The following is an 11,742-nucleotide window of genomic DNA, read 5'->3' on the forward strand; positions in this document are numbered from 1 at the left end:
GGCGTCCGCGGGCCCGGACTCGCCGTTCTCCTCCCCCACCACCCGGTCCCCCGGCGCCATCGACGAGATCCCGGCCCGCAACAACGCCTCGATGTCGCGATCGGCCTCGGTCACCGGGTCGTACCCCCGCCCCCCGCCCTTGTCGCCGGCGACCAGCGCCTCGAGCTCGCCGTGGAAGTGGCGGCGGGCGATCCTGCCGGTGGCGGCGAGCAGCTCGTCGAGGTGCTCGATCAGGTCAGGGTCCAGGGGGCGGTCGGGCCTCGCAGTCATGGCCCCATGGTGCATCACGGCCACCGGTCGCACGCCGGATCCCACCGCGACATACTCGTTCCCACCCCTCTACACGTGCCCATCCGGATAGCGTGAGCAGACCGAACCGCACGGACGGAGCCGAGATACGTTGAACGACCTCGTGGACTTCATCTCCACCCGCCGGCTCCAGCTCGCCACCGACTCCTGGCAGCACGTCAGCGCGACCGTGCAGGCGGTCCTGCTGGCCACGCTGCTGTCGGTGGCCGTCGGCGTGGCGGTGTACCGCAGCAGGGCCGGCTCCGCCGTGGCCACCGGCCTGGCCGCCACCGCGCTGACCGTGCCCTCGTTCGCGTTGCTGGGACTCCTCATCCCGATCCTGGGGCTGGGCGTGCTGCCCACCATGACGGCACTGGTGATCTACGCGGTGCTGCCGATCCTGCGCAACACCATCGTCGGACTCGACGCCGTCCCCGCGGCCACCGTGGACGCCGCGCGCGGGGTCGGGATGAGCCGGATCGGGGTCCTGGGCCGGGTGGAGATCCCGCTGGCGTGGCCGTCGATCCTCGCCGGGATCCGCGTGTCCACCCAGATGTCCATGGGCATCCTCGCGATCGCCGCCTACGCCAAGGGCCCGGGCTTGGGGAACCTGATCTTCGCCGGGCTCTCCCGGGTGGGGACGCCCACCGCGCTGCCGATGGCGCTCACGGCGACCGTCCTCATCGTCGTCCTCGCGCTCGTCCTCGACGCGCTCCTCGTCCTCCTCGGACGCCTCACCATCAGGGGGAACCAGTGACCACACCCACCGCGCACGACGCCGGCGCCGTGTCCGGGGTGCCCATCACCCTGGACGACGTCACCAAGGTCTACCCCGGCCAGGACCGACCGGCCGTCGACCACGTCTCGCTCGAGTTGCCCGCCGGACGCACCACCGTGTTCGTGGGTCCCTCCGGCTGTGGCAAGACCACGACGATGCGGATGATCAACCGGCTGATCGAACCCACCTCGGGGACCATCACGATCGACGGCCAGGACAACCGGACCCTCGACGCCGACACCCTGCGGCGCCACATCGGCTACGCCATCCAGGCGTCCGGCCTGTTCCCGCACCTGACGGTCGCCCAGAACGTCGGGACCGTGCCCCGGCTCCTCAAGTGGAGGAAGTCGCGCGTGGCGGACCGCGTGGACCAGATGCTGGAGCTGGTGGGCCTCGACCCGGCCGACTACCGCGACCGCTACCCCGCCCAGCTCTCCGGTGGCCAGCAGCAGCGGGTCGGGGTGGCGCGCGCCCTGGCCGCGGACCCGCCGGTGCTGCTCATGGACGAGCCGTTCGGCGCCGTGGACCCCATCACCCGCGCCTCCCTCCAGGACGAGCTCATCCGCCTGCAGGAGGAGCTGCACAAGACCATCGTCTTCGTCACCCACGACTTCAACGAGGCCGTCCGGCTCGGCGACCGGATCGCGGTGCTCGGGCCCGGCTCGTCGGTCCTGCAGTTCGACTCCCCCGAGGCCATCCTCGCCAACCCGGCCGACGAGACCGTGGCCGGCTTCATCGGCGACGACGCGGCGTTGAAGACACTGACCCTCCGGCGGGTGGGGGACGTGGACCTCGGAGAGGCGACGACGGCGAGGGAGTCGGAGGACCCGGCCGACTTCGCCTCCCGCGTACGCGGGACGGACGACGAGTGGGCGGTGGTCCTGGACGACTCCGGGCGCCCCCTGCGCTGGGTGCGCGGGGACCTGGTGGCGCGGATGCCCGACCTGCGTTCCGGTGGCCAGCCGGTGGCCGGCACCGTAACGGTCGACTCCACGCTCCAGGAGGCGCTCGACGGGCTGCTCTCGACCGCCAGCGCGACCACCGTGGTGGTCGACCGTTCCGGGGCGTACCGGGGGACGATCGGCATCGACGACCTGGTGGGAGAGCTCCGGCGCATCCACCACCACCACAACGTCCCCGGTTCCCCGGACCCCGCGGAGCGCTCGTGAGCGCCGCGGCGACCGCCTCCCGCGCCGCGTCCCGCGCGGACTCGGCCCGGTTGGTGGTCCAGCCGGTCCTCATCACGCTGGCCGCGGTGGGCGTGCTGTGGTGGGCCTTCGGGACCGAGCTCGACGAGACCCAGAGGGCCTCGCTCAACGCCTCGTCCATCACCCAGCGCACCCTCGAGCACGTCCAGATCACCTTCACCGTGGCCGCGATCGTGGTCGCGGTCGGGGTGCCGCTGGGGATCCTGCTCACCCGCCGCCGGATGGGTTTCCTCGCGCCCGTCGCCATCGGGATCGCCAACGTCGGCCAGGCGGCACCGGCGATCGGGTTGATCGTGCTGCTGTTCCTGGCCACCAACCGGACCGGCTTCTGGATCGGCGTCCTGCCCGTGGCCGTCTATTCACTGCTCCCGGTGCTGCGCAACACGATCGTGGGGATCCGGAACGTGGATCCCGCGCTCATCGACGCCGCGAGGGGACAGGGCATGACGACGAGCCGGGTCCTGCGCACGGTCGAGTTGCCGCTCGCGGTGCCGTTCATCCTGGCCGGGCTCCGCACCACGCTCGTCCTGGCGGTCGGCACCGCCACGCTGAGCTTCCTGGTGGACGCGGGCGGGCTGGGCATCTTCATCGACACCGGCTACCGACTCCAGGACACCACCACACTCGTGGTGGGTTCCGTCCTGGCGGTGTGCCTGGCCCTGCTGGTCGACTGGCTCGGCGGGGTGGGCGAGGTCCTGTTCAACCCGAGGGGGCTGCGATGACCACCGTGAAGCGACTCCTCGCCTCGTGTCTGGCCACCGTGCTCGTGGCGACCGGGTGCGGGCTGAGCGACGGCGGGTCCGTGCCACTGCCCGTGGGCCCCGGCCCGGACGGCACCGTCCCCGCGCTCGAGGGGGTGCGCGTGACGGTCGGCGGCAAGGACTTCACCGAGGGCGTGATCAGCAGCTACCTGGTGGAGTTCCTCCTGGCCGCCGCCGGGATGGAGGTCTCCGACATGTCCTCGCTGGCCGGGTCAAACAGTTTCCGGCAGGCCCTGGTCACCGGCCAGGTGGACATCGGGATGGAGTACACGGGCACCGCGTGGATGAGCTATCTCGGCAACTCGGAACCCATCCGCGACCCCGAGGGTCAGTGGGTGGCCGTCCGGGACGCCGACCTCGAGGCCCACGACATCCGGTGGCTGCCCCCGACGACCGTCGACAACACCTACTCGTTCGCCATGAGCCGGGCCACCGCGGAGGAGACCGGGCTGCGCACGTTCTCCGATTACGCCCGGCTCGTCCAGACCGATCCGGACTCCGCCGTGACCTGCATGGAGACCGAGTTCTCCGTGCGCCGTGACGGCTGGCCCGGACTGGCCGAGGCCTACGGTTTCGACGCGGCCACGGTCCCGGTGCCGATCATGCAGCCCGGGATCATCTACCAGGCCACCGCCACCGGCCGGGAGTGCCGGTTCGGCGAGGTCTACACCACCGACGGCCGGGTCAAGGGCCTCGACCTGGTTGTCCTGGAGGACGACCAGCGCTTCTTCCCCGTCTACAACCTCGCCACCGTGGTGCGGGGCGAGTTCCTGGACGCGCACCCCGAGATCGAGGAGGTCCTCGCGCCGCTCGTCGAGGTCCTCGACAACGAGGTGATGGTCGAGATGAACATGCGGGTCGACGTCGACGGCGACGATCCGGCGCTGGTCGCGAGGGATTTCCTGGTGGACCGGGGACTGGTCTCCGCGGAGTGACCGCGCGTCCGGTCGTGCAGAGCGCGGCGAAGAGGCGAACAATCGGGGTCAGGTACCCGAGGAGGACACTCATGACCAGGAACCCGCTGGCCGCGATCCCGAGGTCGGCATCGCGCCTTCCGCGGATGGCGCCGGACATGACGCTGCTTCCGGCCGGTCGGATCGTCACCCTCACCGACGACGTCACCACCAGGCTCTACGACACCGGCGAGGAGCACCTCACGCCGGTCGTCCTGCTGCACGGGATGGCCGCCACCGGGATGCTCAACTGGTATCAGACCTTCCAGCGTCTGCGGGGCGAGTACCGGCTCATCGCCTACGACCAGCGCCGCCACGGGATGGGCCACGGCGGCCCGTTCGACTTCGGGGCGCTGGGCGAGGACGTGCTGCGCGTCTCCGACCACCTGGAGTTGGAGAAACCGGTCATCGGCGGGTACTCGATGGGCGGCATCGTCGCCCAGCTCGCGGCCCGGCGCGACCCCTCCCGCCTCGGCGGACTGGTGTTGGCCGCCACCGGTACCGGTGCCCAGCGCAACGCACTGGAGAAGATCACGATGGGATCGCTGACCCGGGGCGCCCCCGTGCTCAACGCCGTACCCGTCGAGGTGGCCAGGGAGATCGACGACGAGGTGCCCAGCGCCTACACCTGGGCGATGCGGGAACTGGCCTCCGTGCCCCTCGCGACCCACAGGACGGTGATCACGGAGGTGGCCCGGTTCAACTCCACGTCGTGGCTCCACGAGCTGGAGCTGCCCGTCGCGGTCGTCAAGACCATGCGCGACATCGCCTTCCCCCGGTGGATCCAGGACGAGATGGCAGATCTGTTGCCGCACAGCGCGGTGTTCCCGATCAGCGCCGGCCACGCCGCGTGCGCGACCCATCCCGGGACCTTCGCCCGTCGGATGCGCACGGCGATCGGCTGGGTGGTGTCCAACTCGCATTGAGGACGCACCGCGATCGCCGAGGCCGGTGCCGTCGGCGGGGTCGGTGCTGCTACAGCGCGGAGTACCGCACGGCCGTGACGACGAAGACGACGATCGCGACCCCACCGAGGACGACCCCGACCAGTCCCCGGCGCGGGTCCGGCTCCTGGTTGGTGAGCCACCCCGTGGGCCACCGCGCGAGCAATCCGAAGGCGACGGCCATCAGCGCGGCGAGGAACGCGATGATGTTGAGCAGTGGAACCCAGGACAGCGCCAGGGACCCCACCCCCAGCACCAGTGACCGGGTGCCCAGGTCCATGCCCTCGGACGATCTCTTCCTCGGGGAGGCGGCGTCGGAACGGGGGCGCAGCGGCATACGGCCAGCCTAACCGCGCCGCCCGGAAATCGGCTCAGCCCAGGAACTGCTAGGCCAGGAACTGACCGTCGACGAATCCCGCCAGCAGGACCGCGAACCCGCCCATCTCCCCCACGATGAGTGCCAGCATCCCGACCCGCAGCATGGTCGACGGGTGTTCGAACTGGTTGGTCGTGTCCCGCAGCGCGCCGTGGACGATGTAGCTGGCGATCGCCACCACGAAGAAGAACACCAGGACCCCCGCCGCCGCGAGGTTCACCCACGTGGGCCAGCTGCTCAGCTCCACGAACGCGGCGATGAGCAGGATCGCGAAGGAGTAGAGCAGGGCCGCCCGGTGCGCGATGTCGACGTAGGGGTGCGCGAGGTGGTCCGCGCTCGTGGCCATCTGCCGGTACTTCCACACCCCCAGCCCCAGGGCCAGCAGGAAGACCAGTCCGGCGGCGAGCAGCGTGAGCCGCGTGTCGAGGCCGAGATCGACCGTCACCGCCGACAGGGTGGGGGAACTGAGCGGGTCCATGGGTCCTTCCGGGGACGATGAGCGATACGGCTGACTCGAGTACCCACCGACCCTAGGGCAGAGTCGGGCACCGCACCGGGGTCACCTCGCCCGACGGTCACCTCGCCCGACGGTCGCCGGGCCCGGGATTGTCGTCACGTCGGGCCACCCACGAGAATGCTGCGTATGCCACGACTCCGAGAACTCGCGGGCCGGCCCGACGTCAGGACCGACCTGCTGCAGATCGTCAAGAGCGTGATCGCCGCCACGGCCGCGTGGTGGCTCTCCGCGCACGTCCTGGACTCGCCGTTGCCGTTCCTGGCGCCGTGGACCGCCCTGCTCACCGTGCACGCCACCGTCCACAGGTCGCTCTCCCGGGGAGTGCAGACGACGGTGGCGTCCGCGATCGGCGTCGGCCTGTCCTTCCTCATCGGGTTCTACCTGGGCGTCAACGTGTGGACCTTCGCCCTGGCGATGTTCGTGGGTCTGGCCGGCGCCCGGATCACCTGGATCCGGGACGAGGGCGTCGCGATCGCCACCACCGCGGTGTTCGTGCTCTCCAGCGGGTTCTCCGACCAACAGCCCCTGCTCCTCGACCGCATCATCGAGGTCGCCGTCGGGGTGGGGATCGGCGTGCTGGTCAATCTCCTGATCATCCCTCCGATGCGGGATCAACAGGCGGCCAGCCACGTGGACCGCATCGACCGCCGGATCGGGGACATCCTCATCAACATGTCCGACGAGTTCTCCACCTCCTGGGAGACCGACGCCGCCGACGCGTGGAGACGCGAGATCGAGTCGGTGTCCGACGAGGTCGAGACCGCGTGGGGAACGGTGCACTTCGCCCGCGAGAGCCGCCGCTCGAATCCCCGCCTGGCCCGCCAGCGCCTCGGCCGCGGACAGCCTGCCGGCGAGGGGGTCGACTACGAGGAGGTGCTGGGTCGCGTCGACGAGGCCGTCTCGCACATGAGGCACCTCATCCGCACTCTCCACGAGGCCACCTATGCGGAGGGGCCGTGGGACGAGCGCTTCCGCAGCGAGTGGGCCTCGATCGCTCGAGACGCCGGCCACGCGATAGCCGATCCCGATGCCGAGATGGCGTCCATCCACGACCGCCTGGTGGGGTTGACGCACGCCATGGCCGAGGACGGCCGACTGCCCCGGGACTCCTGGCCGGTCTACGGCTCGTTGCTGACCAGCATGTTCCACATCGCCGTGCTGATCGACGACGTCGCCTCGGAGCGGGAGGTCCGGTAAGGGGCCTAGCGCTCCCCCCGGCCGGCCTCCCGCTGTTCGGCGTCCAGGCGGGCGACCCTCCGGGCCCCGGCGAGTTGCCGATAGGAGGACTCGACCAGCTCGGCGACCTCGTCCCAGTCCACGGAGCCCGGATCGCCCGCCCCGTGTTCCCCGGGCCGGTCCAGTGGCAGCGCCCGCCATCCCCGGACGCCGACGTAGGCGGGCACCACGATGCGCGGGTCCTGCTCGAGGGCCGGCAGGTCCTCGGGGTCCGGGAGGAACAGCAGGGCGCGGGCGAGCAGGGGATCCGCGTGGTCCCCCTTGACCGTTCCGCCGTAGGAGGCGAAGACCTTGGTGGTGTACCAGTTCGGCCGCCCGTGCGAGATCTTCTCCGCGGCGTCGGGGAGCGCCAGGCAGATCCGACGCAACCGGGCGAGCAGCGGATCGGAGTCGTCGAACATGATCGGGTGGCCCATGACTACAGCCTCACGTCGTTGTAGGCGCGCTCGTCCTCGATCGGCTCCAGGTGGGTGGTGATGTGGGAGTGCGGGAGCGCGGCATGGATCTCCTGCTCGACCTTCTCCACCAGATCGTGACCCCGCTCGACACTCCAGTCGCCGGGGACGAGCGCGTGGAACTCGACGAACCGCCACCGGCCGGACTCGCGGGTCCGCAACTCGTGGAAGTCGACCCGACCCGGCTGCCGGTGCCTGTCCAGTACCTCCTGGATCGCCCTGTTGTCCTGCTCGGGGAGTGTCGCGTCCATCAGCCCCATCCCGGACTCGTGGACGAGCCTGTACCCGATGAACAGGATGTTCAGCCCCACCGCGATCGCGACGACCGGATCGAGGAACTCCCAGCCGGTGATCCACACCAGGGTCACCCCGACCACGACGCCGACCGAGGTGACGACGTCGGTGATCAGGTGTTTCCCGTCGGCTTTCAGGGTCGGCGACCGGTGTCGGACCCCGGCCCGGATGAGCAACGTCCCCACGATTCCGTTGATCACGGCCGCCACGACGGAGATCGCGAGGCCCAGTCCGAGGGACTCGATCGGCACGGGGTTGATGAGTCGCTCGACACCCGTGTAGAGGATGAAGGTCGCGGCCACGAAGATCATCGCGCCCTCGACCACGGCCGAGAAGTACTCGGCCTTGGAGTGGCCGTACTGGTGGTCGTCGTCGGCCGGGCGCTCGGCGACGGTGATGGCGATGAGCGCGACCACCGCGGCCACCAGGTTGACCACCGACTCGGCCGCGTCGGCGAGCAGCCCGACCGATCCGGTCACCCACCAGGCCACCATCTTGAGCGAGATGGTGACGATCGACGTGGCCACCGACAGCCACGCGAACTTCTTGAGAGTCGACACGTCATGTGAGCGTAGTCCGCTCGTGGGACGACGTCCCCCCTGCCGAACGCCGGATGTCGGTAGGGTCGTAGACATGCATGTAGGACTTGCCTGGCTCGCAGTTGCGGTGTTGCTCGCCGCCGGTGAGGCGGCGGGCGGGGAGTTGTTCCTGATCATGCTCGCCGGGGGTGCACTCGGCGGGGCCGCCGCGGCCGCGCTCGGCGCGCCGGTCTGGGGGCAGGCCCTGGCGTTCGCCCTCGTCTCGATCATCCTCGTCGCGGGGGTACGACCCCTCGTGCGCCGGCGCCTCCTGTCCGCGCTCCCCGAGCACGACACCAACACGGCCGCGCTGACCGGACGCGACGGCACCGTGGTCGAGGCGATCGGGCCGGCCGGCGGCCTCGTGCAGATCGCGGGGGACACCTGGACGGCGCGCCCGCTCATCGAGGGCGAGACGTTCGACGCGGGGGACAAGGTCCTCGTGCATGAGATCGAAGGGGCCACCGCGATCGTCGTGCGTGGCATCTAGAGAGCGCGAGTCCGACACACAGCCGACAGCACGACACAACAGGAGGAAACCATGGGTGGCTTGATCTTCCTTGCCGTCATCGTCATATTGATCGCCTCGGTGGTGGTGAGCTCGGTGAAGCTCATCCCGCAGGCGGAGGCCGCGGTCATCGAGCGGCTCGGCCGCTATCAGCGCACGGTGAGTGGTCAGCTCACCCTGATCATCCCGTTCATCGACCGGGTCCGCGCGAAGGTGGACCTGCGCGAGCGGGTGGTCACCTTCCCGCCCCAGTCCATGATCACCGAGGACAACCTCACGCTGAACATCGACACGGTCGTCTTCTTCCAGGTCACCGACCCCAAGGCCGCGGTCTACGAGATCAACAACTACATCGTCGCCGTCGAGCAGTTGGCCACCACCACGCTCCGCAACGTCGTCGGTGGGCTCACGCTCGAGCAGACGCTCACCAGCCGCGACATGATCAACAAGCAGCTCCGTGGGGTACTGGACTCCGAGACCGGCCGCTGGGGCCTGCGCGTGGCCCGTGTCGAGCTGCGGTCCATCGACCCGCCGCTGTCGATCCAGGAGTCGATGGAGAAGCAGATGAAGGCCGATCGCGAGAAGCGCGCGACGATCCTCACCGCCGAGGGGCAGCGCGAGGCCGCCATCACCACCGCCCAGGGCGCCAAGCAGGCCTCCATCCTCGACGCCGAGGGCAACAAGCAGGCCTCGATCCTCAACGCGGAGGCCGACCGGCAGTCGCGCATGCTCCGTGCCCAGGGTGAGCGGGCCGCCCGCTACCTCGTGGCGGAGGGCCAGGCGGCCGCCATCGCCCGCGTCAACGCGGCCGTCAAGGCCTCCAAGCCCACGCCGGAGATGCTGGCCTACCAGTACGTCCAGAACCTGCCGGAGATGGCCAAGGGCGACGCGGCCACGATGTGGATGATCCCCTCGCAGTTCGGGGACTCGCTGGAGAACTTCGCCAAGGCCGTGGCCAAGAAGGACGACGACGGGGTGTTCCGCTACGAGCCGCCCGCCACCGATGACGACGCAGATCTGCCGTCGGCCCCCGAGCACTGGTTCGACACCTCGACGGACCCGGAGATCGCCCGGTCCGTCGCGGCCGCCGAGGCCGCCGCGGAGGGGGCGTCGTCGTCCGCGACCGCCACGGAGAAGCCGAAGTCCAAGCCCAAGCCCGGGGTCTTCGACATGGTCCCCTCGTCCGAGGGCGGGATCGCCCCGGACGACACCCCCGCCCTCTCGGGCTCGCAGGGGGCACAGCCGGGGCAGCCCGCCGGCATCGACCCCGGCGTGGATCTCGAGCAGGGCCTGCAGCAGGGCGCATACCCGGTCGACGAGGCCGGCCGGGACCGTCCCTGACCCGATCCGGCCGGGTCGCGGGCGCCGCCACGACCACTGGAAGTAACATGCCCGTGTGGCACGTAACAGTGGACGCGGTGGCGCCCAGCCACCCGATGCCGAGGACATCCGTCTGATCGAGGCGGCGGCCTCGGTGTTCGCGGAACGCGGTATCAAGGGCGCGAGCACCGACGACATCGCCAGAGCGGCCGGGGTGACGCGGGTGACGTTGTACCGCAGGCTCGGTCCGCGCGAGCAGATCCTCCGCGCGCTGTACGCCCATGAGGCGCAGCGACTGATGATGTCGGTCAACGCGCGGTTCACCCCGTTCGAGTCCCTCGAGTGGGATCCGGTCCGGCACGTCGAGGACCTGCTCGTCGGTACGGTCTTCGACATCCGTAGGAGCGAACTGCTCCAGCGCCTCGTCGAGGTGGACAAGGTCGAGGCCATGGCGATGCTCGCCGGTCAGTCCGACTCGGTTCTGGGCGCGATCACCGGGATCGTCGCGGAGTTCATCCGGAGCACCTGGAACGCCGACGTCCACACCCGACCGATGGACGCGGACGAGTTCGACACGCTGTCCCGCGAGGTCGGCAGTGTCGTGGGCCGCTTCCTGCACTCCATCGCCGTGATGCCGGACGGCCCGCCCGTCCTGGAGACCGAGGACGAGATCCGGGCGCTGGCGCGGCGGGTGCTGGTCCCGATGATCCTGCAGCGCTGAGGCAGTGCCTCAGAGCGCCGCGGGCACCTTCTCCCCGCCCAGTTCATGGGCCAGCGCGGCCCTGAGCCCGGGGTAGCGGAACGGGTGGTCGACCGCGCGCAGGACCGCCGGGTCGACCCTCTGGTCGGCCAGCGCCAGCTCGTCCGCCCCGCGGCTGCCCAGGACCAGGCCCGGCGCGAAACCGGGGACCGGGACCACGGTCGGACGGTGGAGCACCGAGCCCAGGACGCGGGTGAACCGCGCGTTGGTGACCGGTTCCGGAGCGACGGCGTTGACGGTTCCGGTCAGCGACGGGTCGACGACGGCACGGAGGTAGATGTCGGTGAGGTCGTCGAGTGCGATCCAGGACATCCACTGCCTGCCCGACCCCAGTCGCCCACCCAGGCCCGTCCGGGTGATGGCGGCCAACGGGGGCAGCATCCCGCCCGCTCCGGACAGGACGAGCCCGGTGCGCATGGTCACCACCCGGACGCGCGAGCTGCGGGCGGGCTCGCAGGCGGCCTCCCACTCGGCCACGATCTCGGCCAGCGGCCCGGGTCCCGGCCCGGCCTCCTCGGTGAGGAGCCGGTCCCCGCAGTCGGCACCGTAGTAGCCGATGGCGGAGGAGGACACCATGGCCGTGGCGCCGTCCCGCGCGGCGACCAGCTCGGCGAGCCTACGGGTGGGCCCGATCCGGCTGTCGCGGACCGTCGCCAGGTGGTGGTCGGTGAAGCGGCCCGCGATGGAGGCGCCCGCCAGGTGCACCAGCACGTCCACGCCGTCCAGGAGCGTCGGATCGGGGTCCGCGGTGTCCCACCTGCGTTCG

15 protein-coding genes are annotated in these 11,742 nt (G+C 70.6%); 9 read left to right on the forward strand and 6 right to left on the reverse strand.

Going from position 1 to position 11,742, the window contains the following annotated elements:
- On the reverse strand, positions 1-270 hold a 270-nt coding region (locus tag G6031_RS09205), incomplete at its 3' end, for an inositol monophosphatase family protein (RefSeq protein WP_277820098.1).
- Between the two features lie 130 nt (positions 271-400).
- On the opposite strand from G6031_RS09205, the gene G6031_RS09210 reads away from it, so the two are divergent.
- The 5 genes from G6031_RS09210 (at position 401) to G6031_RS09230 (ending at position 4,914) form a co-directional block, all read left to right on the forward strand.
- Positions 401-1,045, forward strand: coding sequence for an ABC transporter permease (locus tag G6031_RS09210; protein WP_182609363.1), 645 nt, complete (start codon positions 401-403; stop codon positions 1,043-1,045).
- Positions 1,042-2,235 (forward strand): ATP-binding cassette domain-containing protein, encoded by a 1,194-nt coding sequence (locus tag G6031_RS09215; protein ID WP_179523638.1) that lies wholly within the window; start codon positions 1,042-1,044, stop codon positions 2,233-2,235. The genes G6031_RS09210 and G6031_RS09215 overlap by 4 nt, the downstream gene beginning before the upstream one ends.
- A complete protein-coding gene (locus G6031_RS09220; RefSeq protein ID WP_179523639.1) occupies positions 2,232-2,996 on the forward strand; it encodes an ABC transporter permease in 765 nt (254 codons plus the stop codon). Before G6031_RS09215 ends, G6031_RS09220 begins: the two co-directional genes overlap by 4 nt.
- Positions 2,993-3,970 (forward strand): glycine betaine ABC transporter substrate-binding protein, encoded by a 978-nt coding sequence (locus G6031_RS09225; protein ID WP_179523640.1) that lies wholly within the window; start codon positions 2,993-2,995, stop codon positions 3,968-3,970. Before G6031_RS09220 ends, G6031_RS09225 begins: the two co-directional genes overlap by 4 nt.
- Before the next feature lie 71 nt (positions 3,971-4,041).
- Positions 4,042-4,914 (forward strand): alpha/beta hydrolase, encoded by an 873-nt coding sequence (locus tag G6031_RS09230; protein WP_241731450.1) that lies wholly within the window; start codon positions 4,042-4,044, stop codon positions 4,912-4,914.
- Between the two features lie 49 nt (positions 4,915-4,963).
- On the opposite strand, the gene G6031_RS09235 is transcribed toward G6031_RS09230, so the two are convergent.
- On the reverse strand, positions 4,964-5,269 hold the full coding sequence (locus G6031_RS09235) for a hypothetical protein (RefSeq protein WP_179523641.1): 306 nt from the start codon (positions 5,267-5,269) through the stop codon (positions 4,964-4,966).
- Between the two features lie 49 nt (positions 5,270-5,318).
- A complete protein-coding gene (locus G6031_RS09240; RefSeq protein ID WP_179523642.1) occupies positions 5,319-5,786 on the reverse strand; it encodes a hypothetical protein in 468 nt (155 codons plus the stop codon).
- 165 nt (positions 5,787-5,951) lie between these two features.
- On the opposite strand from G6031_RS09240, the gene G6031_RS09245 reads away from it, so the two are divergent.
- Positions 5,952-7,022 carry an aromatic acid exporter family protein gene (locus G6031_RS09245; RefSeq protein ID WP_182645517.1) on the forward strand — a complete coding sequence of 357 codons (1,071 nt, stop codon included), beginning with the start codon at positions 5,952-5,954 and terminating at the stop codon, positions 7,020-7,022.
- Positions 7,023-7,027: 5 nt separating this feature from the next.
- Here the strand turns inward: G6031_RS09245 and G6031_RS09250 are convergent, their stop codons facing one another.
- Together G6031_RS09250 and G6031_RS09255 are read right to left on the reverse strand one after the other, a co-directional pair.
- Positions 7,028-7,477 carry an MmcQ/YjbR family DNA-binding protein gene (locus G6031_RS09250; RefSeq protein ID WP_179523644.1) on the reverse strand — a complete coding sequence of 150 codons (450 nt, stop codon included), beginning with the start codon at positions 7,475-7,477 and terminating at the stop codon, positions 7,028-7,030.
- A 2-nt stretch (positions 7,478-7,479) separates the two neighbouring features.
- Positions 7,480-8,370 (reverse strand): cation diffusion facilitator family transporter, encoded by an 891-nt coding sequence (locus G6031_RS09255; protein ID WP_179523645.1) that lies wholly within the window; start codon positions 8,368-8,370, stop codon positions 7,480-7,482.
- Positions 8,371-8,443: 73 nt separating this feature from the next.
- Between G6031_RS09255 and G6031_RS09260 the strand changes: the two genes are divergently transcribed.
- Genes G6031_RS09260 through G6031_RS09270 form a run of 3 tightly spaced genes read left to right on the forward strand, consistent with a single transcriptional unit; the run spans position 8,444 to position 10,937 of the window.
- On the forward strand, positions 8,444-8,878 hold the full coding sequence (locus tag G6031_RS09260) for an NfeD family protein (RefSeq protein ID WP_179523646.1): 435 nt from the start codon (positions 8,444-8,446) through the stop codon (positions 8,876-8,878).
- 51 nt (positions 8,879-8,929) lie between these two features.
- Positions 8,930-10,237, forward strand: coding sequence for an SPFH domain-containing protein (locus G6031_RS09265; RefSeq protein ID WP_182653093.1), 1,308 nt, complete (start codon positions 8,930-8,932; stop codon positions 10,235-10,237).
- Positions 10,238-10,292: 55 nt separating this feature from the next.
- Positions 10,293-10,937, forward strand: a complete 645-nt coding sequence (locus G6031_RS09270) for a TetR/AcrR family transcriptional regulator (protein ID WP_179523648.1) — start codon at positions 10,293-10,295, stop codon at positions 10,935-10,937.
- A gap of 9 nt (positions 10,938-10,946) precedes the next feature.
- On the opposite strand, the gene G6031_RS09275 is transcribed toward G6031_RS09270, so the two are convergent.
- The coding region (locus G6031_RS09275) for a TIGR01777 family oxidoreductase (RefSeq protein ID WP_182653094.1) at positions 10,947-11,742 on the reverse strand (796 nt) is incomplete at its 5' end.

This window comes from Dietzia sp. CQ4, from assembly GCF_014145125.1.
GTDB lineage: Bacteria > Actinomycetota > Actinomycetes > Mycobacteriales > Mycobacteriaceae > Dietzia > Dietzia natronolimnaea.

Coding starts and splice junctions, on each gene's coding strand:
- G6031_RS09225 (WP_179523640.1), top strand. CDS start 2,993: ATGACCACCGTGAAGCGACTCCTCGCCTCGTGTCTGGCCACCGTGCTC.
- G6031_RS09235 (WP_179523641.1), bottom strand. CDS start 5,269: ATGCCGCTGCGCCCCCGTTCCGACGCCGCCTCCCCGAGGAAGAGATCG.
- G6031_RS09245 (WP_182645517.1), top strand. CDS start 5,952: ATGCCACGACTCCGAGAACTCGCGGGCCGGCCCGACGTCAGGACCGAC.
- G6031_RS09250 (WP_179523644.1), bottom strand. CDS start 7,477: ATGGGCCACCCGATCATGTTCGACGACTCCGATCCGCTGCTCGCCCGG.
- G6031_RS09230 (WP_241731450.1), top strand. CDS start 4,042: ATGACCAGGAACCCGCTGGCCGCGATCCCGAGGTCGGCATCGCGCCTT.
- G6031_RS09240 (WP_179523642.1), bottom strand. CDS start 5,786: ATGGACCCGCTCAGTTCCCCCACCCTGTCGGCGGTGACGGTCGATCTC.
- G6031_RS09260 (WP_179523646.1), top strand. CDS start 8,444: ATGCATGTAGGACTTGCCTGGCTCGCAGTTGCGGTGTTGCTCGCCGCC.
- G6031_RS09265 (WP_182653093.1), top strand. CDS start 8,930: ATGGGTGGCTTGATCTTCCTTGCCGTCATCGTCATATTGATCGCCTCG.